General features: G+C 56.5%; 24 protein-coding genes. 14 read left to right on the plus strand and 10 right to left on the minus strand.

Going from position 1 to position 25,606, the window contains the following annotated elements:
* Positions 1 to 24: 24 nt before the first annotated feature.
* On the minus strand, positions 25 to 1,044 hold the full coding sequence (locus H8K04_02515; GenBank protein ID UVT16457.1) for an alkaline phosphatase family protein: 1,020 nt from the start codon (positions 1,042 to 1,044) through the stop codon (positions 25 to 27).
* A 175-nt stretch (positions 1,045 to 1,219) separates the two neighbouring features.
* Here H8K04_02515 and H8K04_02520 point away from each other — a divergent pair, with 175 nt between their 5' ends.
* From H8K04_02520 to H8K04_02530, 3 genes are read left to right on the plus strand one after another with little or no spacing between them, the layout of a single operon-like run.
* The gene (locus H8K04_02520) at positions 1,220 to 2,239 is read left to right on the plus strand and encodes a hypothetical protein (GenBank protein ID UVT16458.1); all 1,020 of its coding nucleotides are present in this window, start codon (positions 1,220 to 1,222) and stop codon (positions 2,237 to 2,239) included.
* Complete coding sequence (locus H8K04_02525; protein ID UVT16459.1) at positions 2,236 to 2,796, plus strand: hypothetical protein; 561 nt, start codon at positions 2,236 to 2,238, stop codon at positions 2,794 to 2,796. The genes H8K04_02520 and H8K04_02525 overlap by 4 nt, the downstream gene beginning before the upstream one ends.
* Before the next feature lie 54 nt (positions 2,797 to 2,850).
* Positions 2,851 to 4,119: a hypothetical protein gene (locus H8K04_02530; protein ID UVT16460.1), complete on the plus strand. Its 1,269-nt coding sequence runs from the start codon at positions 2,851 to 2,853 to the stop codon at positions 4,117 to 4,119.
* Here the strand turns inward: H8K04_02530 and lon are convergent.
* A complete protein-coding gene (lon, locus tag H8K04_02535; protein ID UVT16461.1) occupies positions 4,116 to 6,512 on the minus strand; it encodes an endopeptidase La in 2,397 nt (798 codons plus the stop codon). The two genes, H8K04_02530 and lon, sit on opposite strands and share 4 nt — an antisense overlap.
* A gap of 258 nt (positions 6,513 to 6,770) precedes the next feature.
* Complete coding sequence (locus tag H8K04_02540; GenBank protein ID UVT16462.1) at positions 6,771 to 7,946, minus strand: class I SAM-dependent RNA methyltransferase; 1,176 nt, start codon at positions 7,944 to 7,946, stop codon at positions 6,771 to 6,773.
* Between the two features lie 37 nt (positions 7,947 to 7,983).
* Here H8K04_02540 and H8K04_02545 point away from each other — a divergent pair, with 37 nt between their 5' ends.
* Positions 7,984 to 8,523 (plus strand): NUDIX hydrolase, encoded by a 540-nt coding sequence (locus H8K04_02545; GenBank protein ID UVT16463.1) that lies wholly within the window; start codon positions 7,984 to 7,986, stop codon positions 8,521 to 8,523.
* A gap of 20 nt (positions 8,524 to 8,543) precedes the next feature.
* Here H8K04_02545 and H8K04_02550 read toward each other — a convergent pair whose 3' ends face one another.
* From H8K04_02550 to H8K04_02565, 4 genes are all read right to left on the minus strand, one after another.
* The gene (locus H8K04_02550) at positions 8,544 to 8,807 is read right to left on the minus strand and encodes a type II toxin-antitoxin system RelE/ParE family toxin (GenBank protein UVT16464.1); all 264 of its coding nucleotides are present in this window, start codon (positions 8,805 to 8,807) and stop codon (positions 8,544 to 8,546) included.
* Between the two features lie 6 nt (positions 8,808 to 8,813).
* Entirely contained in the window at positions 8,814 to 9,017 is a 204-nt protein-coding gene (locus H8K04_02555) for a hypothetical protein (protein UVT16465.1), read from the minus strand.
* A 69-nt stretch (positions 9,018 to 9,086) separates the two neighbouring features.
* Positions 9,087 to 9,437, minus strand: coding sequence for a PilZ domain-containing protein (locus H8K04_02560; GenBank protein UVT16466.1), 351 nt, complete (start codon positions 9,435 to 9,437; stop codon positions 9,087 to 9,089).
* Between the two features lie 203 nt (positions 9,438 to 9,640).
* Positions 9,641 to 10,129 carry a hypothetical protein gene (locus H8K04_02565; GenBank protein ID UVT16467.1) on the minus strand — a complete coding sequence of 163 codons (489 nt, stop codon included), beginning with the start codon at positions 10,127 to 10,129 and terminating at the stop codon, positions 9,641 to 9,643.
* A gap of 186 nt (positions 10,130 to 10,315) precedes the next feature.
* Here H8K04_02565 and H8K04_02570 point away from each other — a divergent pair, with 186 nt between their 5' ends.
* Genes H8K04_02570 through H8K04_02580 form a run of 3 tightly spaced genes read left to right on the plus strand, consistent with a single transcriptional unit; the run spans position 10,316 to position 12,154 of the window.
* Complete coding sequence (locus tag H8K04_02570; protein ID UVT16468.1) at positions 10,316 to 11,026, plus strand: A/G-specific adenine glycosylase; 711 nt, start codon at positions 10,316 to 10,318, stop codon at positions 11,024 to 11,026.
* Positions 11,027 to 11,036: 10 nt separating this feature from the next.
* Positions 11,037 to 11,441, plus strand: a complete 405-nt coding sequence (locus H8K04_02575; protein ID UVT16469.1) for a (deoxy)nucleoside triphosphate pyrophosphohydrolase — start codon at positions 11,037 to 11,039, stop codon at positions 11,439 to 11,441.
* Positions 11,438 to 12,154, plus strand: a complete 717-nt coding sequence (locus H8K04_02580; GenBank protein UVT16470.1) for a ribonuclease H-like domain-containing protein — start codon at positions 11,438 to 11,440, stop codon at positions 12,152 to 12,154. The genes H8K04_02575 and H8K04_02580 overlap by 4 nt, the downstream gene beginning before the upstream one ends.
* Before the next feature lie 11 nt (positions 12,155 to 12,165).
* Here H8K04_02580 and H8K04_02585 read toward each other — a convergent pair whose 3' ends face one another.
* The 3 genes from H8K04_02585 to mtaB form a co-directional block, all read right to left on the minus strand.
* The gene (locus H8K04_02585; GenBank protein ID UVT16471.1) at positions 12,166 to 13,155 is read right to left on the minus strand and encodes a hypothetical protein; all 990 of its coding nucleotides are present in this window, start codon (positions 13,153 to 13,155) and stop codon (positions 12,166 to 12,168) included.
* Between the two features lie 652 nt (positions 13,156 to 13,807).
* The gene (gene miaB, locus H8K04_02590; protein UVT16472.1) at positions 13,808 to 15,139 is read right to left on the minus strand and encodes a tRNA (N6-isopentenyl adenosine(37)-C2)-methylthiotransferase MiaB; all 1,332 of its coding nucleotides are present in this window, start codon (positions 15,137 to 15,139) and stop codon (positions 13,808 to 13,810) included.
* Complete coding sequence (mtaB, locus tag H8K04_02595) at positions 15,136 to 16,470, minus strand: tRNA (N(6)-L-threonylcarbamoyladenosine(37)-C(2))-methylthiotransferase MtaB (protein UVT16473.1); 1,335 nt, start codon at positions 16,468 to 16,470, stop codon at positions 15,136 to 15,138. Before mtaB ends, miaB begins: the two co-directional genes overlap by 4 nt.
* A gap of 159 nt (positions 16,471 to 16,629) precedes the next feature.
* Here mtaB and H8K04_02600 point away from each other — a divergent pair, with 159 nt between their 5' ends.
* The 7 genes from H8K04_02600 to H8K04_02630 all read left to right on the plus strand — a co-directional run bounded on the left by H8K04_02600 (position 16,630) and on the right by H8K04_02630 (position 25,605).
* Positions 16,630 to 17,013 carry a hypothetical protein gene (locus H8K04_02600; protein UVT17838.1) on the plus strand — a complete coding sequence of 128 codons (384 nt, stop codon included), beginning with the start codon at positions 16,630 to 16,632 and terminating at the stop codon, positions 17,011 to 17,013.
* 156 nt (positions 17,014 to 17,169) lie between these two features.
* A complete protein-coding gene (locus H8K04_02605; protein ID UVT16474.1) occupies positions 17,170 to 18,480 on the plus strand; it encodes an MFS transporter in 1,311 nt (436 codons plus the stop codon).
* Between the two features lie 69 nt (positions 18,481 to 18,549).
* Positions 18,550 to 18,921: a DUF4359 domain-containing protein gene (locus H8K04_02610; protein UVT16475.1), complete on the plus strand. Its 372-nt coding sequence runs from the start codon at positions 18,550 to 18,552 to the stop codon at positions 18,919 to 18,921.
* Positions 18,922 to 19,188: 267 nt separating this feature from the next.
* Positions 19,189 to 22,731 carry a vitamin B12-dependent ribonucleotide reductase gene (locus H8K04_02615; GenBank protein ID UVT16476.1) on the plus strand — a complete coding sequence of 1,181 codons (3,543 nt, stop codon included), beginning with the start codon at positions 19,189 to 19,191 and terminating at the stop codon, positions 22,729 to 22,731.
* Positions 22,732 to 22,978: 247 nt separating this feature from the next.
* Positions 22,979 to 23,389, plus strand: a complete 411-nt coding sequence (locus tag H8K04_02620) for a hypothetical protein (GenBank protein UVT16477.1) — start codon at positions 22,979 to 22,981, stop codon at positions 23,387 to 23,389.
* Positions 23,390 to 23,392: 3 nt separating this feature from the next.
* Entirely contained in the window at positions 23,393 to 24,073 is a 681-nt protein-coding gene (locus tag H8K04_02625; GenBank protein ID UVT16478.1) for a septal ring lytic transglycosylase RlpA family protein, read from the plus strand.
* 263 nt (positions 24,074 to 24,336) lie between these two features.
* Positions 24,337 to 25,605, plus strand: a complete 1,269-nt coding sequence (locus H8K04_02630; protein UVT16479.1) for an HlyC/CorC family transporter — start codon at positions 24,337 to 24,339, stop codon at positions 25,603 to 25,605.
* Position 25,606: the final 1 nt, after the last annotated feature.

The following is a 25,606-nucleotide window of genomic DNA, read 5'->3' on the forward strand; positions in this document are numbered from 1 at the left end:
CACAGTATCATTCCTCATAGATCGTTAGCGCTTCTTGGCGCGCGGCACGGAGGGAGTAGCCGCAGCGGTTTGAAAGATTTCCTCTACGGCCTTGCTGTCCCATTCCGTGTGAGTCTGGAGGCCCAAGATTCGCATGACCGTGGCTCCGGTATCGATGATTGAGACCGGTTGGCGAATGATTTTGCCTTGCTTGATTCCGGCGCCGGAGACAATCCACGGAACAACCGGTGAATTGGTCGCCGGGGCCTCGGCGCCTGGGTCGGTTCCTTTTTCGCTCAGGGCGGTGACGAGGACGGCCGTGCGGTCCAAGATCGAGTATTCTTTGAACAGGTCCAGGACGGATTTCATCGCGCCGTCGACCGTCCGTAAGGCCTCACGATACTCTTTGGAGCTCCAGCCGTGCGTCACTCCGGCTCTGCCTGCTTCGGGAAGGTGAACCACCAACAAATGAGGTAATGAGAGAATCGCATGGCCGTATCCGTGCCCGCTGGTCGCCTTTTGAAGATACTGCTGGATATAGGAGACCAGTTTCTGGGAACCGCACTCGGGCCGCAATGCCCCGCAGAGTTGATAGTCGGTGTAGGGTTCGGGCTTGGCCAACTGATATAACGACTCATCCATATAAAAGATGGCACTATCGCGGCCTCCACTCAAATCCAGATAGTCGAATAAGCTGGGCGAGCGAGGGTAGCCTCGGCTGAATTCGAAAAAGTTCCAGGTGATCCCATGTTTCTCTACCGGCATGCCGGTAACCAGCGATGCCATCATGGGCAACCGTAGTGCCGGTTTTACCCCCTTTGCGGACCAGGTCACTGAGCCCTCCTTGATGAGCTTGCTCAAGATCGGCATGGTTCCGCCCTGGAGCGACTCTTGACTGAGCCCCTCCAGCACAAAAAGGACGACATGTTCCGTCAACGGGGTTGAAGAAGCGGTTCCTCGGCCATGCGGGGGAGCCGCATCGACCGGCGCGTGGATTCCGGTTTCAAGCAGAACGCTCAGGAGACCGACAAGGATCAGGAGAAGGCGGCGTGAGGGATGGTTCATGACAACATATCACCCGTGTGTGTCCTAAAAGTAAAGGTGCTACCCTAACATGCAAATTTTCAGGAAGGCAAGGAGGGCAGAACCCCGGCTGAATGCTGGCGAAACCCCTTTTCGGGTGCTAAGCTGAACGGAGTGACCGTTTTGTCCGTGTTTTCGAGCTAGAAGAGGGGAGGCGATGTTCAATCCATCTCACCAACCGCCTCCTCCCATGCATCAGCGTTCGACCACCCCCGCCCGTTCTCTGGCCTTTTGTCTCGCGCTCGTCGCGGTCGTCGCCGCGGTTCCGGCGCTCGCTGACATCCGTGTCGTCAACGCGCAAGGCGAGCATCGGATGGGAGACCGCGACACCCGCGAGGATGCGATCAGACTTGCCGTCGAGGCGGCCAAACGAAACGCGCTCGAACAAGTCGCGACCTATCTTGAGAGTGTCACCATCGTCAGCGACATGGATGTGACGAAGGACGAAATCCGCTCGTATACCGCCGGGTTGGTGATTGTCCTGAATCAACAGGTCTCCACGTCTCTGGATGGTGACGTCGTAGTCGTGAAAGTGGATCTGCTCGCGCAGATGGATACGGAAGCCGTGGCACAGGCGATCACAACGCTTCGAGAAAACGAAGATGCGCGTGTGCAGCTGGCGGCACTGAGACAAGAAAACGAACAGCTTCAGCAGGAGCTGAACACGGTGAATCAAGCCCTGGGCAACGCGGCTACGCCGGATCAGGTTCAGCAGGCAGCGGAAAAGCGGAAGGAGATTCTCAATCGAGTGCAATCCAATGCCATGGTGTTGCAAGCCTGGACCAATTGGGTGCTCGTCTCGCCGGTCGGCCTTCCCCAGGCCCTGCTGAACAGCGCTGGCGGTCTGTATCCAAGCAGTCCGCACATCGCAGTCGCGCAGCAGATCATCATGAACCGGCAGCCGTCTATGCCCGGCAGGACGAGACCCCGGATGCCAAGCCATGAGCTTGTTCCACCTCCCGGTGCGCCGGGTGGGTCACGGACATTGAACGAGATCATTTATCGAACCCCGACAGCACAGCCACAGACCAATACTCAACCGATGATCCAAGGATTCTCTCAGTCTCCGCCGTCGGTCAGGCCGCCTCGGCCCCAAAACCCAGGTCCGCATTCTCGATCGGCGCCGTTCTTGAGAACACCCGGGGCCGGCTCTGGAGCAGGAGGAGGGAAGCCTTGACGCGCGGAATGAGACTTGTCATCGCGGTGGGCCTTTGTCTTGTCGAGGGACTCGTTCTCATTGCGGCGCAAGCGGCGGAACCTGACGATGTGAGGAAACACGCCGAGCGATCCTTCGACCGACTTCAAGGTCAGCTGGATAGTAAGGCTATGGACACGTCCGCCATGGTCAGACGAACAGCTGAAGCCGGAGATGGCGGCTTTTCTTCAGATCAGTACTGGATCGGCAAGGGTCAGGGGGACTTAACCAAAGGGAAGACCGTCTGCCAGCGCGTGTCGGAGCTTTCCGCCCGCACTGATTTAGCCAAGCAAATTCGCGTGTTGGTCAAGGAACATATGATCGATCGTGTCCGCGAACGGTCGGGACGCGAGAACGAGCAGGATATTGAACTGACTCGCGAAGAAATCGTTCAAGAATATCTTCAAGACGTGAAGATCGTCGACCGCCGGATCGATGAAGAGAATAAGATTTGTACGGCTACCGCGGTCATGCCGAGGTCCCGCGTTCAGTTGAAGCCTGCCACAGACCAGGAACTCAGCCCGACTCCAGTCCATTGACCGTCCCAATGCCGTTGTTGCAGCCTTGAACCTAGATCGGCTATGTAGTGCGTCATGCCGATCGAGAATAATTTTCAGCACGATGAGCTGTCACGGAAGAATCCGGGTGAACGGTTACGTGTTGCCGACTTGGTAGATGTCGCGCCGCCGGAATCTCCGGCTTGGGCGGAGGGCATGGCCAAGTGTGGGAAGAGTCTTTCTCAGGCCGGTGTCGCAGGCGTCGTCTTTCTCCATGGTTCGATCCATGGCTCGGATGTCTTCGGCATGCAGCGATTGGATGAAGCGGGCGGGCTCAAACGAGGCTACTCGCGGGGTGTGTCAGGTGTTGATGCCTTGCTCGCGGCCATGCGGGAGGAACACAACGGCATTCCGTTACTGCCAGGGGGACTGAAGCCTCCGCTCACCGACGATCCTGCGACGAAAGCCCTTTTGGATGAGCAGGTCGGCGACGCAGGTAACTTCACCGAAGCCTATATTCGATCGTTCAGACAATCCATCAACAAGCACCTGACTCGGCCGATTGTCTGCACCAGGCTCCTCTGGTCATCCGAACATCATCATCTTGGACGAGGGTTGGCCGCAGTTTCTCTGCTCGGCGAACTGCACAGAGTCTGTGAAAATCAGAACTTTGGAAAGGGAAACCGGATTCTGGTGCTGGCGCACGGCCAAGCCGGACTGGTTCTGGCCCTTGCTTCGAATCTTCTCTGTCCGAGTCCGGTGACGGGGCGATCGAAATTGCTCGAGATTCTTACCGGTTATGCTGGACAGACCAATCAGGCCAACCTCACCGGTGCGATCAGACACGTCGACTCTTTGCTCACGACGGGATCACTCCTTGCCGGAGGGTCACTCGACCTGGTGACCTTCGGAGCACCGGTTCGCTATGGGTGGGATCCGTCCGGAATCGGAAAGCTGTTGCACGTCGTGAATCACCGAAACTTGCGGACGGATGGCAAGAGCTGGTTGGCGAAGATGGAGCTGCCTCAAATCACAATGGAAATGCCGGTTGCCTGGGGCGGAGACTATGTGCAGGAACTAGCGGTCGCCGGGAGCGATGCCGTTCCTCCGACGGAATCGGCCAAGGCAGCCAACAAGGCAGTATGGGAAATAGTCGAGCCGTACGATGGATTCGAACGGTGGCTGGAGTGTGCCAGACGTGCCGTGCGTTGTCCCAGTGAAGGGAACTGTCTGCTCGTCGATTACAAGGACAGTACCGGCTCGACGAACCCCCGCGACCACTACTATGGCCACGCAGTGTATACGCGCCGGCACGTCTTACTGTTCAACACCATCCAGATTATTCGCTCTTTCTACGAATCCTAGGCATCCCCTGTGGCGCTGGAAGTCGTCACCGGTTCGTCCCCGGCGGCCCCATCCTGCGGGTCCGGATTGAAGGCCGCCGGTAAGACGTCTTCTATCCGTTCCGCCAAGATAAAGGTCAGCTCGTCGCGCACTTCCTGCGGGATTTCCCTGAGATCCTTCTCATTGGCCTTCGGCAGAATGATGCGTCTGATTCCTGCACGATGCGCCGCCAGCATCTTTTCCTTGATGCCGCCCACCGGTAAGACAAGTCCGCTCAGACTGATTTCTCCCGTCATGGCCGTGTCGCTCCGTACGGCTTTGCCCTCGTAGACGGAAGCCAGCGCCGTCGCCATGGTGATGCCGGCCGACGGGCCGTCCTTTGGAATGGCTCCGGAAGGCACGTGAATATGGATCCCGTTGCGTTTAAAACGGGAGATGTCCAAACCCATGCTCTCGGCATGCGACCAGAGATAGCTCCGAGCCGCACGCGCGGACTCTTGCATCACGTCGCCCAGCTGCCCTGTAAGGGTCAACTCGTGACTGCCGGGGAGCAAGGTGGTTTCGATGTAGAGCACATCCCCTCCGGTCGGGGTCCAGGCCAAGCCGGTTGCCACACCGGGAGGAAGATTCTTCCGAGCCTCTTCCGGCATGAATCGTTCAGAGCCCAGCCACTCGCCGAGCATGTCGGGTTGAATTGCGACGGGTTGTCGTTCCCCGCCATCCGGGAGGACGGCAAAGGTCAGTGCCACCTTTCGAGTCAACCGTCCCAGCATTTGCTCGAGCTGGCGTACCCCGGCCTCCCGCGTGTACCGCGAGATAACGAGATTCAACACCTCGTCCGTGAGGACCACTTGTTTCCCCTCGATGCCGGCCTCCGTCAGCCGTCGCGGCCAGAGATAACGGCGGGCGATTTCAGCCTTTTCGCGCTCGCTGTAACCCTGAAGCCGGATGACTTCCATTCGGTCCAACAGCGGTTGACTGATCGTATCGAGGGTATTGGCCGTGGTGATAAAGAATACCTTCGACAGATCGAACGGTAAATCCAAGTAATGATCACGGAACGTGTGGTTCTGCGCCGGATCGAGGATTTCCAACAATGCCGCTGCCGGATCGCCGCGGAAATCCCGCCCCATCTTGTCGACCTCGTCGAGCATCAACACCGGGTTGTTGACTCCCGCCCGGCGGATGGCCTGAATGATGCGGCCCGGGAGCGATCCCACATATGTGCGGCGATGGCCCCGAAGCTCGGCTTCATCATGGACGCCGCCGAGGCTGAATCGTTCAAATGTCCGGCCCATCGCCCTCGCGATCGATTGCCCTAAGCTTGTTTTTCCGACTCCGGGAGGCCCGACCAGACAGAGAATCGGAGCCTTCGCAGTCGGGTTGAGCTTCAGTACCGCCAGATGCTCGACGATCCGCTCTTTGACCTCCTTGATCCCGTAGTGGTCTTCTTCCAAGACTTGACGCACCGTCGAGAGGTCAAGGTGTTCCTTGGATGCCTTCTTCCAGGGAAGTTCGAGGACCAGTTCAAGGTAGGTGCGAAGGACCTGATGGTCCGGTGACGTCGGCGGTACTTTGGCCAGCCTGGTGACTTCGCGTTCGACTTCCTTGCGAATATGATCGGGCAGGTCGGCCTCCTCGATTTGCTTCTTCAAGCCGGCGACCTCGTTTTCTTCTCCCTCGCCTTCGCCCAGCTCTTGCTGGATGGCTTTCAGCTGTTCGCGCAAGATGTACTCTCGTTGGCTCTTGCCGATTTTAGTCTGCGCATCCTTGGCGATCTTTTCCCGCAACTGCAGGATTTGGATTTCTTTCGACAGCGCGGCGTAGAGGCTACGGAGGAGATCCAAAGTCGAAGAACATTCGAGTAGCCGCTGCTCTTCCACCACGTTGAGATTGACGAGTGAAGCGATGCGATAGGCCAGTGCGATGGAATCATTCTCGTTGCTCAACACCGCGCTGACTTCTTGGATGCCCGGAGCTTCGATGAGCTTGGGTAAATCGGAGAGTAATTCCTGGATGGCGCGATGCAGAGCTTGAACCTCGGGTCCGTTGTCGGAAGGACGTTCGAGAGAACGGACGCGTACCGTGGGGTAGGGAGTGGCCTGCTCTTCTTTTAAGAGTACGACGCGATCCAGTCCCTGGACCAGCGCGTGGATCACTCCCTCCGACGTCTGTCCGATTTGCTTGACGATCGCCTTCGTTCCGATGGAGTACAGATCAGCCAGGCCTGGTTCTTCAGCCTGAGGATCCCGCTGCGCCACGACGACGATCATCTTCTCTTCCGTCTTCATGGCCGCGTTGACTGCAGCCACGGACCGTTGTCGCCCGACCGTCAGCGGCATCATGACCCCGGGGAACAAGACCGTCCGTTTGACGGGAAGTACCGGTAATGTCGACAATATCGTGTTTTCCATGGGCGTCCATCCTTGCTGAGTGTTCACAGCATTATAACAGCCTGATAGGTTGCGGCGCGCAGAAGTCAAGGGGAAGGGATCGGAATTAGCGGCAACTAATGGACTCCGCAAGCACTCGGCGTTTCATCGTGACGTTTGATCGGATGCCTATCTGCCAGTCCACCCCGGACCCGCTGATTGCTCAACATCCGGTTCGTGTGAAGCGGTAAGAAAGTCTTCTTCAGTTCGACCGGTTACTTTTCTCGGGGATGGTAAATCTCAAGCCTGCGTTGGGGGCGTGAGGCGCCGCCTTGCTCCGCCTTGGACGATCACGAACTCATAGAGTCGGCATTCCAATGCCCCGTTGAAGAGGGGAATACGTTTGGACGGTGTCAGCCCGATCAGCTTCGGCACGCGGGCATCGCCGGACAGCACGTAGGCACACCAGCCGGCGAAGCGCTGCTTCAACCAATCGCCCAACTTGGGGTAAAGCGCTTCCAGCTCGTCCGACCGGCTGAGGCGCACTCCATAGGGCGGATTGATGACCATCACGCCTTTGTCAGCCGGCGCTTCCAGATCCAGAATATCGCGTTGCTTCAGCCGGATATCAAGCGGCACTCCGGCGCCTTGAAACGTCCGTTGCGCGATCTTCACCATCGCCGGATTCCGGTCGGACGCATAGATGGCAGCCGGCACCTGGTCCACTTGCTTCGCCCGTGCCGCTTCGCGGAGATGGCCCCACCGTTGTGGATCGTGGACGAGCAGCCGCTCGAAGGCGAAGTTCCGCGAGATGCCCGGCGGAATTTGCCGGGCCATGAAGGCGGCCTCGAGAGGAATCGTCCCGCCGCCGCACATGGGATCGACCAGGACATCTTTCGGCGTCCAGCCGGCCAGACGCAGAATGCCCGCCGCCAGATTCTCTTTCAATGGCGCCTCGACGGACACCGTCCGATAGCCGCGTTTGAACAGCGGCTCTCCCGATGTATCCACATAAAACGTGACCGTGCTCTGGTCCAGAAAGGCGTCGAGCTTGATGTTCGGCCGTTCCGTATCGACACTGGGTCGCCGCTGCGTAGCTGTGACAAACTTATCGCAGACGGCGTCTTTGATAAGGAGGGTCAGGAAGTCCAGACTGGGGAGCGGGCAGCGACGCGCGCTCACCTTTACCTTGATTGTCTGAGCGGGCGCGAACCATTCGGGCCAGGCGAGCGCATAGGCAGCCTGATAGACATCGTGTTCTGTTTTGTAGACGCTCTGTCCGACTTCCCAAAGAACGCGGCTGGCGATGTGCGATTTGAGATTGACCCAGTACATGGTCGACCAGGGAGCGCTGAAGCCGACGCCGCCTTCCGTCTTGGTCGTCGCCGGCACGCCGAGGCTATGGAGCTCTCCTTCGAGCGCGCCTTCAAGCCCACGCGGGCAAGGTGCAAAGAATCGACGTTTTGTGTTATCCATTTTGCCTGCCGATGATCGGCGAAGACGAGGCCAGGTGATGAATTTTTGCAGTGCCTGCGGCAAGGCCGTGATCCAAAAAGTTCCGCCGGGTGATAACCTGCCTCGCTTCGTGTGTGAAACCTGCCAGGCTATTCATTACCATAATCCCAAGATCGTCGCAGGCTGCATTCCGGAATGGGAAGATCAAATCCTTTTGTGCCGGCGGGCCATCGAGCCGAAATCCGGACTCTGGACCTATCCGGCCGGTTTCATGGAACTCGGTGAGGGCACCGAACAGGCGGCGATGCGGGAAACGCTTGAGGAGGCGCAGGCGCAGGTGACGATCGTGCAGCTCCATTCGGTGTTGAGCCTGCCCCGCATCGGACAGGTCTATATCACCTTCATCGGCCGTCTACAGATCAAGCAGTTCAGCGCAGGATTCGAAAGTCTGGACGTGCGGCTCTTTCCTCGCCACGAGATCCCGTGGAATGAGATTGCCTTTCCGGTGGTGAAGGAGGCCTTGAGGCACTACATCGAGGACGCGGCGCGGGGGACGTTTCAGCTGCATGTCGCCGACGTTCTGGGAGCCATCAACTGACCGCGGTCGAGCGAAGTGTTTTAGAAGCCAAGCTCGCTCTGCCGCAAGATGGCGTGAATGTCGACGAGTTGTTCCGTGCGGTCGATGGCATAGAAAATCCGCCATTCCCCCACGGCATACTTGCAGAGTCCCGGGAGGTCGTCCGCAATGGGTTCATGTCGCAGGTTGTCGACATTGGAGGCCAACCACTTGGACTTGTCGAGGAGCCGTTGCGCCATGGGCTGGTCGATCATGGCGAGGTCCTGCGCGGTGCCGGTTCGAAAGGTGAGGCGATACCAGGGCATGGGAGCCTACCACCGAAGCCCGAGTCGCTCGGCCACCTCTTCACCGGACAGCCGCTCGCCGCTCGCCAACGACTGCTTGAGGCGGGCTCTGAGTGAATCGCCGAGCCGGAGACCGAGATCGGGATCCCCGATCAACTCGCGAATCCGATCGTCCACGAGGCCCCGTACCAGTTCCTTCAATTGTTCCGTCGACAACGACGAGAGGTCCATGAAAGAAGAATACGGTTCAGGATGGATGGAATGCAACGGGTCGGACAGCCAAACACCGACGGGCTTGTATTAGTTCGCGGCTTTGGGAAAGACTAAGGCCTGCCCTGCCTGAACCGAGAGTTGCTCAACCACACGCTTGAGCCGTTCTTCGTCAGCAGGCGCCACTGTCAGAAATTCGACTCCCAAGCCTTGCGACCCGGTCCATCGGACGGTCGCATTGCTGATATGGATCGGGGTAGCCTCGCCGGGCAGTTCGAGAAGCAGCTCCACCATCATCCCGGTGAAGGGGCGAATAGTGCTCTCCAACCGACAACCTTTCAGAGAGAGGTCCTTCACGGAGGCTTTGTAACGAAGCTTGTCCCTTTGAACCAACGTGCTCGGTACTGCGAGTGGGAACCGCGGGAACTTACGAACAACCATCGGGCATCCTCTCGTCTATCGGCAGATCCCCGACCCGCTTGGTATATGGGGATTCAACCCAGCTGGTCGATGTTGTACCTATCGTGTTCTATTGGGCAGGCTAGTTGTCGGAAGCCGTCTTGTCAATGAAAAGCCAGATCCGAGCAGCAGAGTAGGTGGTAAATAGGCTGTAGGTGTTCTGCAGGCTAACTCCATCCAAGGCCTCACCAGCGATAACCCCAATACCCATAATGTCGAGGACCCCAAAAAGGACGAACATAAGGGCCGTAGTAAGGTGATGCGTAGATCCCAGAACCGCCAAAGGCCAGGCCGAACCCAAGGCCCATACCGAAGGGGTAGCCGAAGGAGTAAGGATATGAGTAAGGGACCGGGATGACGCTGGTGGCGGGCCGCTCCGTAAGCCGGCGTTGCAGATCAGCTGTTGCCGTCGATTGCCGGTCGAGCTGGCTTTTGAGTTGGCCGACGGTGCCCTCCTGGGCTTGGAGCTTTCCTTCGAGTTCAGCGATTTTTTTCTGCTGCGCTTCCATGAACGCGTTGACACAACGGACCTGCGCGTCGCCGGCGTAGTTGGAACACTCCCATGGCACTTGGAGGGTTTCAGATGAGGCTGGAAGCGGGGAGAGAGCACAGGCCACACTTCCGGATATGACCAAAACTCTAAGCAACCGATCTCGGAGGGTCTCCACGTTCATAGCCCTCGCCTATAGGGTTATCTATAGGCTACCACGAGAATTTTGCTTTGAACAGATTGCGTAATTGCCTAGAGGAGCTTGCAAAACGGTCTCAAAGCTGTGAGCCGGGCAACAGGTTTGATTTTTGGGGAAAGGGACTTCTACAATGCCGTCGGTTAAGCGGCGGTCATAATTAAGGCTCGGTTCATGCCTGCGCGGCGTCCTTCCAACAAGAAAAAACCCGGCAAGTCTGTTCTTCCGGATCTTTCCGCTAAACGTCGATTTCAGCGGCGGCTCCTGAAGTGGTATGGGGAATATGGTCGGGATTTACCCTGGCGGAAAACCTCAGACCCCTATCACATTCTCGTTTCCGAGGTGATGCTCCAGCAGACGCAAGTCGATCGGGTCGTCCCGAAGTATCACGAGTTTTTGGAGCGGTATCCGAGTTTTGAGGATTTGGCGGAAGCCCAGGTCGCTGATGTGAAGAAGACGTGGTACCCATTGGGATACAACATTCGTCCGGAACGATTGCACGGCATTGCATGCGAAACGGTGGAACGGTACGGAGGGAAATTACCCAGCGACGCCGAGGAATTGCTCTCGTTCAAAGGCATTGGGCGTTATACGGCCGGGGCGATTCGCTCGTTCGCGTTCAATGAAGATGCACCGATCTTGGATACGAACGTGATTCGAGTCCTACATAGGGTCTTCGTCGCCGAGGGCGATCCTAAAACACAAAAGACCATGCTATGGGAATTGTCGGCCGCTCTGATCCCGACGGGAAAGGGGTATGACTTTAACCAGGCCATCATGGACTTTGGAGCGATGGTCTGTACGGCCCGTGCCCCCTATTGTCTGCTGTGTCCGATGAAGGCCTTCTGTAAGACCTATCCGTTCAGTCCGACTCGTGAAAGGTAGCAGGTAAGTCGTGCAAGTCGTTGAAGTGGCGGCGGGGCTTATCCATCGGGACGGTCGCTATCTGATCGCACGTCGAAAGCATGGAGTTCACCTGGCCGGTTTCTGGGAGTTTCCGGGCGGAAAACGGGAACGCGGCGAATCTCTCACCGAGTGTTTGCAGCGGGAATTGCTCGAAGAACTCCGTATTCACATCGACCTCCCTATCCCGTATCAGATCGTTCGGCACGACTACCCCGACAAGATCGTGGAGTTGCATTTTTTTCGCTGCGCGATTGAACAGGGTGAGCCGGTTCCCATCGGCTGCGAAGAAATCCGATGGGTGCATCCCGAAGAGCTCACACAATTCAAGTTTCCATCCGCGGACTATGCGGTGATCGAGGCCTTGCGGCGCGAAACGTTGGGAGCTTCACAATGAAGGTCGTGCTCGACATCGAAACCGTTCAGGCTCCCCGCAATGAATGGGCTCGTCTATTGGGAAAATCGCCGGCTAGTGAGGGGTCTCCACCGGCGGAAGGGGCCTACGATCTCTTTGCAGCAGGGGTTGCTGAAGAACGGCGCCGCGCGGAGGACGAGTCGTATGCCAAATCAGCGTTCGATGGGACGTTCAGCCGCATCGTTTGCATCGGTCTGCTGGAATTTTCCGATCAGATGGAGGCTCGCAGCGCCGTGGCCTGGTTTGGGGCTGACGAACGTGAGCTGCTCCGGCAATTTTGGGCCAGACTGGCCCACGACCGTCCCACCTTGTTCATCACGCATAACGGGCTTGGTTTTGACCTCCCCTTCATTCGGAAGCGGTCGATCATCAATCAAGTGAAACCCAGCCTCGACATCAATCTGGCGAAATTCCGTGCCGAACCGGTCTATGACACGATGGCGATTTGGAGTAATTGGGATACGAGGGGTTGGGTCAAGCTCGATGTCTTGGCCCGAGCGTTACAGGTGGAAACTAAATCAGGCAGCGGAGAGCAGGTGGCCGAAATGTGGGAGAAGGGGCAGGGCCGCGAGCTTGCGGAGTACTGTCTGCAAGATACCTACGTGACGTATGCCTGCTACTGCCGCATGAACTTTCGCCAGCCCCTGTCCAGGGAAGTCGTTTTGCTCCAACCTGAGTTGTACGACATCGGCTGATCGGTCGGTTCTCAGCGGATCGGGCGCGCTTCCGCCGATTTCTTTTTCGGGGCCGGACGGCTGGATGTCTTGCTTGCCTTCATGGCTTTCATCTCTTCCGCCCGTTGGCGAAGCTCTTGCTTCATCCACGCGGCTTCTTTCTTCAGCATCGCGATCTCAGAATCCTTCGCCTTATTGGCCGCGCGCGCGTCGCGGAGTTCATCCAATTTCTTGTTCAGCAGCTCATCGGTGGTCAATTGAGGAGTCCCCGAATCGACGGGGATGTTCATCGAAAAATCCTGGGTGGCGATAGATGCGTCCTGCGGCGGTGTTGTTGTCGTGGCCGGAGCGCTCGGCACCTGCATGGCGGCCGGTGAGGCAGAAGCCGGCATGGGTTTCGGTAGCCCCGCTACAGGGAGTGAGCCCGACATCGGCGCCTTGGCGAGAGCCTGCTGATCAATCACCATCGTCATGGCTCCGCTTCCCATCGCGACGAAGGAAGGAGCCTTTTCAAGGCGAGCGGCGGAGCTTGGCACGAAGCCCGAAGCCTTCCTATTCTGAGAAGCCGCAAGGGTCATGTAGATCGAGCCTTTATGAACATAGAGGGTGCCCGCCGTGGGTTCAGTGCCTGACCCTGCCGATGGAGACACCTTAAAACCGACAATCTGCTCCGGTTTGGCTTGCGATAAGCCTTGGGCTAGCAGGGGAGCAAGAAACTCGGCGTCTTCATCGCTGAATACTCTCATCGGCTTGCTGCCACTGGCGGGCGCGTTGGCCGGCATTTTCAGGACGTCGTCGGCCATGACGCCTTTGACGACTTTCAGCATGGTCATCTGATCGATCGAGACCGGATGGCTGGCTTCAAACGACCAATCAGCGATTTCCTTGAGATAAACCGATCCTTTCGCGTTTTTCTGAACCTTCGCCTCTCCGGAAAACATCGAGCAACCGGTCACGAGCAGGCTCAGGGACATCAAAGCGCCGACGTATTGGGAACTGTGGATGTTGAAGTATCTGCGCATGTGGGGTCTCCTGATGTGTAATCTTGATCGCTGAAGGCTCATCCTGAAATTTGATGGAAGCTCTGCATCTTCCCGTGGCTCAGGCGAACTACCAGATACCGAGGCCCATCAGTATCATCCCTATAGCCAACCAGCCGATTACCCCGACTGAAATGATCGTTTCGAGTGTGATGCGGGTATCAGAAGAGTTGGGAGTAGGCTTTGAATTGGAATCCGCGGGCTTCATGACGGACGGCAAGTTTCCTAGATGTCAAATCGATGGACATGAAAGGCTCAGCAAGGTCCATGCCTTCTGAGTTTGGATAATCGAAGCTGGATTGCTGTCCAGATGGGACGGGTTTTTCTCAGCATCATATGACCGAGAGGTCGAGACGACTGGAAAAGTTTCACGCAGAATGCACTTTGATAATCATAGAGTTAGCGGTGAGTGATGAATTATTTGGTGGTGCGACCGCTTGAGAGAGAAAGGGGAAGAAGTCCGTCATGGTCACGATTGCGTTGAATCGGGATGAAAATGATTGGTGAAAAAGCGTCAGAAGATAGTCAGGGAGGCTGTCAGAAAATGTTCATTCCGACCGTTGCGCGTCCAGAATTGTCCCAGAAGGCACGGCCACACGTCTCAGCAGGACAGCTATATGGAAAGCGATAGCCGTCATTCCCCATAGAGAGTCGCAGCCGATGCATCAAAGATATGCTTCGTCAGGAGAGTGCCCGGCTGAAAGTGCCCGGTACCTTTGTCCCATACGACCGTGATATTCCCATCGGTCTTTCCCATCCCTTGTGAAGAAGAACGGGTTGCGTCACCTTCGATCAATACTTCCAGAGCCGTGCCGATGTACTGCCGGTTGCGTTCCAAGGTGATGCGGCGTTGAATCTCCACCAGTCGGGCAACGCGCATCCCCTTGACGTGATCGGGGATATCGTCCGGGTATTTTCTTGCCGCAATCGTGTGCTTCCGCTCGGAATATTTGAAGATATAGGCCGAATCGAACTGGACCTGTTCCACCATGCGAGCAGTGGCTTGATAGTCCTCGTCCGACTCTGAGCAGAACCCGCAGATGATATCAGTGGTCAGGACGACATCGGGGATGGCGCTTCGAATACGATCTACCAGCGCCAGGTACTCGGTTCCCGTATAGGTCCGTCCCATCCGTTCGAGTATCCGATCGCTCCCTGCCTGAAGCGGCAGGTGAATGTGTTTGCAAACTTTTGGATGCGTGGCGATGGCCTCGATCAGTCCAGAGGGAAAGTCTTTAGGGTGAGGGGAGGTAAATCGTACTCGCTCGATGCCCGGCGTGTCTGCCACGGCGCTGATGAGTGTGGCAAAGTCCCACTCTCCGTGACGGTAGGAATTCACGTTCTGACCGAGCAGCGTGATTTGCTTAAACCCTCTGACGGCCGCATCACGAGCTTCACACAGCACGGACTCCGGATCTCGTGAGCGTTCTCGTCCTCTGGTGTAGGGAACGACACAGAAGGAACAAAAATTATCGCAGCCTCGCATCACGGTGACCCAGGCATTCACCCCGCTGTCGCGGTCCGGCATGATCCCTTCATAGGTTTCATCCTCCGACAGCTCAAGGGCGAATCCTTTTTGAGACAGTCCCTGTTCTTGCGCAGCGAGGGCTGTCGTCAGCAGCGACGGAAGTTGCCGGTAGGCGTCAGGCCCGGCCAACACATCGATGAGGGGCTCCTTCTCCGCCATGGCGGCCTTGAGGTTTTGGGCCATGCAGCCGAGGACGCCGACGACGAGCGGACGGTGTTTCTTCAGCGCCTTCAACTCGGAAAGATGGGCGTAGATCTTGTTGTGAGCGTTCTCTCGAATGGCGCAGGTATTGACCAGCACCACATCGGCCAGTTCACGGTCTTCGGTAAAGACGAAGCCCTCTCGCTTGAGCATCGAGCGAACCAGTTCGCTGTCGGATTCGTTCATCTGGCAGCCGAAGGTTTCGATGTGTACTTGGGGGAGGGTTTTCACAATCATAGTACCGCCAGGGTAGTGTTTGCCGGTTGAGCATGCACGACATGGCCGAACGTACAGCGGTCTGTCGCGGCGGAGATCGTGACGGGGAGGATCCGATTCTGAAGAGCCTCGGAATCCATGACCGCGACCTTCGTAAAGTTCGGAGTTGTACCGACGCGATACGATTCTCGGATTCCCGCTTCAAATAAAACCGAAACAGTCTTCCCGATTTGCCTATTGTGGAACGCGAGCCGTTTGGCCCGATCCAGATCCAGGAGCATGCCTGTCCGTTTCTTTAGCGTGGCCGACGGCACTCGTTGTTTCAGGCGCATCGCGGCTGTTCCCGGCCTGGATGAATAGGGGAATACATGAAAATAGGAGAAGGGAAGGTCTGTTGCGGCGGCCAACGTATTCCGAAATGCCGCGTCGGTTTCCCCGGGAAACCCGACCAGGAGATCAGTTCCAAGGCCCAGGTCTGGAACCATCGCGAAGGCCGTTTCGATCAGTCGACAATAGGTCTTGATCGTATGGCGTCGATTCATAGCCTGCAAGACTTGGTCGTCTCCGCTTTGCAAAGGGATATGCAGGTACGGACAGAACTTCTTCGATGACGCGAGGATCTCAAGCAATTCGTCGCCGACTGTTGTGGGTTCAATCGAAGAGATGCGGATGCGTTCGAGGCCGGCGACTCGATCGAGTCGCCGCAGTAACCCGCAAAAGTCCAAGCCGTTGTGCGAATACTGCCCGATATTCACCCCGGTCAGCACGATCTCCCGGTATCCTCCAGCCGTTAAGGATTCGACCTCACGGAGGATGTCGTCGAATGTTCGACTGCGCTCGTGCCCCCGCGCAAACGGAATAATGCAGAAGCTGCACATTGCGCTGCAGCCATCCTGAATCTTGAGCAGCGCACGGGTGGAGTCAGGTTCTGCGAAGTGCGGGAGGTCGAAGTTTCCGCGCGACATCGTTCGTGTATGATGAATCTCCATGACGGGTCGCTTCTGCAGCTCGCGGGCGGGCGGAAGATAGGCAGGCAAGTCGAGTTTAAATTGGTGGCCCACGATGAGATCGATTCCTGCTTGCTGCTTGAGTGTCTCCATTCCCGTTTGAGCGTAGCAGCCGGTCACCGCGATGAAGGCATGGGGAGAGTGTTTCAGGGTCTTGCGAATCAGGTATCGTGAGGTTCGTTCGGCGTCTTCCGTAACCGCACACGTATTGAGCACGAGCAGGTCGGTCGGTTGGCCGAACTCCACGAGCTGAAAACCCTTGTGCCGAAGCCCTTCGCCCAGGATCGATGTTTCGGCTTGATTCAGGCGGCAGCCGAGCGTATGAAGTGATGCACGGATGTTCATAGATGGAAAGCATTATAGGGAGATCATGTGTGTTCCGGCAAGGTTGCATGTCGACCTGATGGACCTGACCGTAGTTCGTTAGTCGCCGGACATGCGCCCGCTTAGGATCAAGGCAAGATCCCCAGGGTGAACGTGAAGGTCGTGCGCCTGCTTACTCTCATGTGTATAGTCACCTGGTTGCTGTGGAGCCCATCTTCGACGGGCTGGAGCAAAGATTCTCTTCCCGTCGAGCCTGATCTCAACACTCGTGTCGATGAACTGTATGACCATGAGGCGCGGCTTTTCATCATGCTGTATTCCCTCAGCGGCAATGGCCAGATCGACTATGTGACCGCCCGGCTGGTTCAGGAGTACTCCCGCAGCAGCTACGGCAATCCCGTCTACCAGACCGAAGCCCAACCTCTGTTCTATTGGTGGAATCACACCATGTGGAACGATCCGGAGCAGGACGGGGTCAACGGTAACGAAAGGGTCTATCAGGAAAATACGGATTTCGATATCTCACGGTACAAGCCTTGTTTGTTCAACGGACAGCCCTGTTAGTTCCACGCCACCCGATGAATCTTCTCCCGCATGTTTTGTGATTCTGCTGAGCCGCGCCGGGAGGCGATGGTATTCTGCGTTGCAGCTGAACATCGCCTCAGCCGCTATGCCTGTGAGTACATTTGACTCAGCCGACGTTCGCACGAGTGAGCTTCAATGAAACACGGATCCTTCGATCTGACCGGTCTCATGAATCGGCGCATATTGGTGATGCTGCCGTTGGGTTTTGCATCCGGCCTTCCGCTTGCGCTCACGTCCGGTACCTTGCAGGCCTGGTTGACGGTCGAGGGAGTCGATCTCAAGACCATCGGTATTTTCACGCTGGTCGGACTTCCCTATACCCTCAAATTCCTCTGGGCCCCTGTGATGGATCGGGTGGTTCCGCCCTGGTTAGGTCGGCGCCGTGGATGGATGGTGTTGACTCAACTCTGCGTTGCAGTCGGCCTCGGGCTCATGGCCGCGACCAATCCGCGAATTCATCCCGGCTGGCTGGCGGCGTATGCGTTACTGGTCGCATTTCTTGCCGCTTCGTTGGACATCGTCTTTGACGCCTATCGTACGGAAACACTCCGTCCTCACGAGCGTGGATTGGGTGCGGCGGTGTGGGTGAACGGGTATCGTATTGCCTTGCTGGCCTCAGGGGCCGGCGCGTTGGTGCTTGCCGATTATATTGGATGGCAGATGACGTATCTCGCGATGGCTGTCGTCATGCTGGCGGGAATGGTTATCGTCTTGGTCAGCCCGGCTCCCACACTTGTTGCCGACGCCCCAAAGAGCCTGAAAGAAGCCGTCGGCGCGCCGCTCGCTGAATTCTTCGCCCGGCCTCATGCATGGGGCTTCCTGGCCGTGATTATCCTTTACAAGCTTGGAGATGCCTTTGCGTCTACGCTCCAGACTGCCTTCCTGATAGGTGGGCTTGGCTTTTCCGCGACGGATGTCGGCGCCGTGAAGGGGTTAGGTGTTTTTGCCACATTGCTGGGCGCTTTTTTCGGCGGGCTCTTGATGACCAGGTCCGGACTCGTGCGGTCGTTGTTGCTCTTCGGTGTATTGCAGGCTGTCTCAAACCTTGGATTTGTCGCATTGGCATTGGCGGGAAAAAATGCGACGGTACTGACGGCGGCAGTCGTGATCGAAAATGTAACAGGAGGGATGGGAACGGCAGCGTTCGTGGCATTGGTCATGTCGCTCTGTAATCCGCGGTATACGGCCACTCAGTTCGCGCTGCTGTCTTCCTTGGAGGCGTTGGGAAGGGTATTTGCCGGCCGCCCATCAGCGGATGTCGTTGCCATGGTCGGATGGACGCAGTTTTTTGTCTTGACCGTGGTGGTGGCCCTACCGGGTCTCTGGGCCGTCTGGCGGATCCGACGGGTTCTCGATCCGGATCAACCGGCTCCCCCTCGAACATCCGTCATGGACCCCCAGTCACAAGGATCAGATGAACGAAGTCAGGGCAAGCTGATCGGCTGACAGTCGTTTACCAAATCAGGCCGGTTTGGTCACCGTCGGATCGCATCGGAAATAAAGGTTCAGAGCCTCATGAGCCTACTTCGTTTGAGCATGCTGGTCGTGGCACTTACCGTCGCGGTCGGCCTGGCATGGTCGAATCCGACCATGGACGACTATTTGCGCTTTATTGAACAGGAACTCGGCAAAGCGGTGGACCGAATGGATCAGCGTACACCGACTCGAGAACAGCAATTCATTCGGCAGATGTTTCAGTCACAAAGCAAGAAGCTTCTGGAATCAGTTGTCCGGCCAAATACTGCAAGACACAATTGGTGGTTCCTTAGCCGGTATGAGACGGATGTGGCAGATACACACGTTGTGGTTCTCGGTCTCGGCGGTCGATTCATTCCTCTCCATGGTGTCGAGGAAGTGACGTTGAAAATTGGGCGAATGGCCTTCTAAGAGAAGAAAAATGGCCCGGGTAATTTGCTGAGGCCTGATTCTAGGGGTCATTTCTGTGGATAACTTCCTCGGTGAGCAACCCAAATCGGCCAGGATATTCATATTGAGACTATTCACAGCCTTTCCTCTCATTCCCCAGTATATACACAATATTTGGTATTGACAAAAATTCATGATAGCTATATGTAGTCCCCCTCATCAGAATGAACATCATAATCCACATGCCGCTGAACAACCTTATTCTTTTCCTCTTTGAGGAGGGACACCGTGAGAATTGAACGAAGATTCACCCGTCGAGGACTGAGCCCTTACGATGGTCTGGCGTTCGTCAAACGGTCGTCGGAGATCCGGAACCCTGATGGGTCCACTGTCTTCAAGCTCGAGAATATCGATGTTCCCGAGTCATGGACCCAGTTGGCTATCGATATATTGGCTCAAAAGTATTTCCGGAAGGCCGGTGTTCCACAGCGCGACCAGAACGGTCAGCCGCTTGTCGGTTCGGACGGTGAGCCGGTTCGGGGTGGAGAGCGGGACGCCCGTCAGGTTTTTGAGCGCATGGCGGGATGCTGGACTCATTGGGGCAAGTCTTACGGGTATTTCAAGTCTCCGGAAGATGCCGACTCTTTCCACGATGAGATGTGTTACATGCTGGCGCATCAAATGGCGGCGCCGAATTCTCCCCAATGGTTCAACACCGGCCTTCATCATGCCTATGGCTTGTCGGGACCGGCTCAAGGACATTATTACGTCGACCCCAAAACCCGCGAAGTGGTGAAAGCCACCAATGCATTCGAACATCCTCAACCTCATGCCTGTTTTATTCAATCGATTGAGGACGATCTCGTGAATGAAAACGGGATTATGGATCTCTGGGTTCGGGAGGCTCGGTTATTCAAGTATGGTTCCGGGACCGGGACGAACTTCTCGAAACTGCGGGGGGATGGAGAAGGACTTTCCGGCGGTGGGCGGTCTTCCGGGCTCATGTCGTTTCTCAAAATTGGAGATCGAGCCGCCGGCGCGATCAAGTCCGGGGGAACCACGCGCCGTGCCGCCAAGATGGTCTGTCTAGATCTCGATCACCCGGACATCGAGGAATTCATCGATTGGAAAGTCGTCGAAGAGCAAAAAGTTGCGGCGATGGTAACGGGTTCAAAGATTTGCGCGCAGCGTCTCAACGCCGTGCTGAAAGCTTGTCATACGGTCGACGGTCAGGGTGCCTTGAGACTGGACCTCGATCACAAGACGAATCCGGTCTTGCGTGAAGCCCTGACGTCGGCCCGTCGCGATATGGTGCCCGAGCCGTATATCCAACGGATGTTTTCCTACGCGCAGCAGGGGTTCACGCATTTCGTGTTTCATGAGTACGATACCAATTGGGATGGAAAGGCCTATCAGACGGTCTCCGGGCAAAATTCGAACAACAGTGTCAGAATTCCGAATGAGTTTTTTGCCGCGCTCGAAGTAGACGGGGACTGGCAACTCAAACGCCGAACGAACGGCAAGGTCTGTAAGACCATCAAGGCGAGAGAGCTATGGGACCGGGTTGCTTGGGCGGCATGGATTTGCGCCGATCCCGGGACGCAATACGATACCATCATCAATGAATGGCATACCTGTCCGGAGGATGGTCGCATCAACGCCTCGAATCCCTGCTCTGAATACATGTTTTTGGACGATACGGCCTGTAACCTCGCCTCCCTCAATCTCACCAAGTTCTACACTGCCGATGGGCAATTCGAACTGGAGCATTTCCGCCATGCCGTTCGGTTGTGGACCGTTGCGTTGGAGATCAGCGTGTTGATGGCGTCCTTCCCAAGCCGATCTATCGCCGAAAAAAGCTATCAGTTCCGGACGCTTGGGTTGGGCTATGCGAATCTGGGCACGGTCCTGATGCGGCAAGGGATCCCGTACGATTCGCCAAAAGCTCTGGCGATCTGCGGGGCCATCACTTCCATCATGACCGGAGAGGCGTACAGCGCCTCGGCTGAAATGGCAGCCGAGTTGTCGCCGTTCCCGGGGTACGCAAAAAATCGAGAACACATGCTGCGGGTCATTCGCAATCACCGACGGGCCGCGTACCAGGTGTCGCGTACCGAATATGAAGGTCTCACGGTCGTTCCGGAGGGAATCCGCCCCGATCATTGTCCTCCGGACATGCTCATCGCCGCCAGAAGAGCCTGGGACCATGCGCTTGAACTCGGGTCAGCCTATGGGTACCGCAATGCACAAGTGACCGTGATCGCTCCAACCGGCACGATCGGGTTGGTCATGGATTGTGATACCACCGGCATTGAGCCGGACTTTGCTCTGGTGAAGTTTAAGAAGCTGGCCGGTGGAGGGTATTTCAAGATCATCAATCAAAGCCTGCCGATTGCTTTGAGCAACCTCGGATATACAGACCAGCAGGTGCAGGATGTCATCCGCTACTGTGTCGGTAATCAGACGCTCAAGGGAGCGCCCTTCGTCAATCACGATACTCTGCGTCAGAAGGGATTCGACGACGCAGCGTTGGATCGCTTGGAGCGCAGCTTGGCGCAAGCGTTCGAGATTCAGTTCGCCTTCAATAAATTTACGCTGGGAGAAGCGTTCTGCGCGGAGAAACTCGGCCTGACTGAGGCGCAGCTAAGTGAGACGAACTTCAACATGCTGAAGGCGCTCGGTTTCACGCAGGAAGAAATTGCGGCTGCAAACGATTTCTGTTCCGGGACGATGACGGTGGAAGGAGCGCCGCACTTGAAGGCCGAGCATCTGGCGGTATTCGACTGTGCCAATCGATGCGGTCGAATCGGACAACGCTCCATCGCCGTCGATGCGCATATTCGCATGATGGCCGCGGCGCAACCGTTCATCAGCGGCGCGATCAGCAAGACCATCAACATGCCGGCCGATGCCACGCTTGATGACGTCAAGTCGGCCTATTTGCTTGCCTGGAAAAGCATGGTCAAAGCAGTGGCGCTCTATCGTGACGGATCCAAGCTCAGTCAGCCGTTGAGCGCTTCGACCGATAGTGGAAAGGTCGTGGAGGCCGCCCCTAGCGTCTTGGAGATGGCGGAGAAAGTGACGGAAAGAGTGATGTTCCGCTATCTCGCCAAGCGGCGCCCGTTGCCGAGCAGACGCAATGGGTACACGCAAAAGGCGATTGTCGGAGGACACAAGCTCTATCTACGAACCGGCGAGTATGATGATGGGACGGTCGGGGAAATCTTTTTGGACATGCACAAGGAGGGGGCGGCGTTCAGAAGCCTCATGAATTGCTTCGCGATCGCCATTTCTCTTGGGCTCCAGCACGGCGTGCCGCTGGAAGAATTTGTTGAAGCCTTCGTCTTCACCAGGTTTGAGCCGAACGGTCCCGTGAAATTGAACGATCGAATCAAGATGTCGACGTCCATCATCGATTACATCTTCAGAGAATTGGCCGTCACGTATCTCGAACGGTATGACTTGGCGCAAGTGAAAGAAGAAGATCTGCGCATGGATTCGATGAAGAAAGACGACATGGACCCCGAATGCTCCGAAGAAGTGGCGGACCTCGATGCGCTGGCCAAATCGTCCGTCCTGACGGAACATCTTCCGATCCGTCGGAACGGTGGAAAAGGAAACGGTCATGGAAATGGACATGGGCATAGTGTTGCTCGGCAGGTCGAGATCACCAGGGAAACGCTGACGTTGACAGAGATTCAAAATGCCAAAGATGCCAGGATCAAGGGCTACGAAGGCGATCCCTGTCCCGAATGCAAGCAGTTCACCATGGTCCGGAACGGCACCTGCCTCAAATGTGTCACGTGCGGTGCGACGAGCGGATGCTCATAAAGAGGGGTTGAAGATGCAGAGCAAGCGGCCGTCATCATGTGTCTGGTGTAGAAAGCGGCGGTTCCTGCAAAGCCTGTCGAGCGCCGAAGTCTTTTTATTGTGGCGGTTGAGGCCGAGAACGCGTTGCCCGAGACCGGCGTCTCTTCTGGCCGTTCGTCCTCATCGCGGGGCATGGTCTCCGTTGCGAGTGGCTCGTTCAGCGAGACGGAAACAGCCCTGACGGCGGAGAGCCACGAGGAGTATTGATATGCCGACAACGACGCAGCTTGTCATCAGCGAGCAGAGTAAGCCGGGTGCACTTTCGAGAGTAACGGCGGTCCTCGGGGAAGCCGGAGTCAATATCAAGGCGTTCTCCGCTCCTGAGGTCATGGGAACGGGTAAGTTGCGTTTGCTCGTTGCCGATCTTGATGGGGCTCGTGCGGCTCTGAAGGCGGCGAAGATCAAGTTCCGCGAGGAGACCGCTCTCGTACTCAGCCTCGAAAACAAGCCTGGCGCGTTGAGAAAGGTGGCCGATCTCCTAACGAAGAGCCGGATCAACATCAAGTGCGGCTATTGTACGCCTTCACGGGAAGGGAAACGGGCGATCGTGGTCCTGACCGTGTCCAAGACCGACAAAGCGCTGACTATTCTCCGCAATCAATCGCTCGACGAGTTTTGATCCATGCGGCTGGAGCCGCTTGCGAAAACTGCTTCTAGATTCATGGTCGTGGTTGGTCTCTTGGGGGTCCTCGTCTCCCAGGGGTGTACCACGCCTTCCCGTCGTGCCGATCAATTTCCCGGCTATCCTGTTGGATTTGTCGAGCGAGGGATGGCTTCATGGTATGGCCCCGGTTTTCATGGGAATAAGACGGCCAACGGGGATCGGTACGACATGCACAAGCTGACCGCTGCTCATCGGACGCTGCCGTTGGGATCCGTCGCAGTTGTTCGTTCATTGACCTCGGGTCGCCATATCACGGTGAGGATTAACGATCGGGGGCCTTTCGCGAGGGGGCGAATCTTGGACTTGTCCTTGGCGGGTGCTGAGGCTCTCGGGATGATCGGTAATGGAACCGATCAGATCGAGCTTCGAGTTGTGGGCTATAATGGCCGACCTGAAGGGATGGGGGTATTACGGCTTCAAATCGGGGCATTTGCTGATCTGCAGAACGCGCGGGCACTGTTCTTACAGGTCCAACGAGATTTTGCCGATGGGCGCATCATGCAGGTCGATCTTCCGGAAGGCCGCCGTTACCGAGTTCACATCGGCCGATTCCTGTCTGAGTCGGAGGCTCAGGCGGCTTCGACTCGTGTCGATCGTACATTTAGTCTGCAGTCGTTTGTGGTGCGGGATGATGGCTAGGTCGCGAAAGGACGGGTGTCATCACCAGTAAACCAACAGGTCGTCTATTTGGAACCGATTGATTTTCCAGCAACATTTTTTGAATTGCTTGCCTGTACTTGGTCCCTGTGATAGATGTATCTACTGTGAATCCTATTCTAAGCGGTTCGGTTATCCTGATTGTATGCTCCTCTGAAGGGTCGACCAAGGGGTATCCTCTGGGAGACGCCCGGCTTCTCATCAAGCCAGCCATAGTAGTTCAACGTCCCTAATATACTGCTGTGATGGACATCCTCATCCTTTTGGGATTGATAGGGTTATCCGCCATTATTTCCACCGCCGAGATCGGTTTCTTCTCGGTCAATGAAACTCGCCTGAAAGCATTGGCTCAGAACGGGAGCAAACGGGCAGAAAAAGCCGTTCAACTGCGGAGCGACCCACAAAAGCTCTTCTCGACCATTCTGGTGGGCGATCGCCTGGTCAGCACAGCCATCCCGATGTTCGCCACTTTTATCACGTTGAATACCTATGGGGGGAAGAGCGTCTTTGAAGAAGCCATTGCGGTGATGGTCGGCATCTTGACCTTCGTGCTCTTAGTATCCGTGGACGTGGTCCCCAAGACTCTGGCTGCCAAATTTTCAGTGCCTGTCACCCTCAACTTGGCCTACCCAGTCTACTGGGTGCAGGTGATGTTGAAGCCGATTCTTTTCTTGATGGTGCCGCTGATCTACAAATTGACGGGAGGGAAGGGGCTGACTCATCCATTGGTGACAGAGGAAGAGTTGAAAATCATGCTGGACCAGGGCGGCAAGGCCGGAGAGCTGGAATCCGAAGAAGTCAAGATGATCAAGAACGTGTTCCAGTTGAAGGATATTACGGCAGAAGACGCGATGACGCCCCGCATTTATGTCTTTGCGCTCGACGGAAACCTTCGGCTCAAGGAAGCAGAGGAGCTGCTGTACAATTCGAAGTACTCCAGAATTCCGCTCTACGATGGAACGCTCGATAACATCACGGGCATTCTCTACAAAACCAAGGCGCTCACCGAGCTGGCCAAAGGGCGGGCGGAAGTGCGTCTGCGGGATATCGCTCATCCTCCGCTCTTTGTCCCAGGAGGCAAAACAGCGGATGATTTGATGAAGCAGTTTCAGCAGGACAAGCGCCACATGGGGGTCGTGGTGAATGAATTCGGGGGCGTCATGGGGCTTGTGACCCTTGAGGATCTGCTGGAAGAGGTCGTCGGCGAAATTGTCGATGAAACGGATATCACGGAAGAACTCATCAAGCGGATCGGGAAAAGCCAAATCCTGGTCCATGGAAGGACAGAAGTGCGGAAGGTGAACGACTTCCTGAAGGTCGACCTTGGAGGAGATGAAGCCCTGACTATCGGAGGCCTGATCCAAGAGAATCTCGGCCGAATCCCTGCAGCCGGAGAAGAACTCCGCATCGAGAATTGTCGCTTGGTCGTCCACGAGGCCGACCCGCGCTCAATACGGAGCGTGCATATTTTCAAGGAAGAGAAGGTGGCTGTTCCGGTCGAGGCTCCCGTATGAC

It is taken from the genome of Nitrospira sp. (assembly GCA_024760525.1).
In the GTDB taxonomy this organism is placed as follows: Bacteria; Nitrospirota; Nitrospiria; order Nitrospirales; family Nitrospiraceae; genus Nitrospira_D.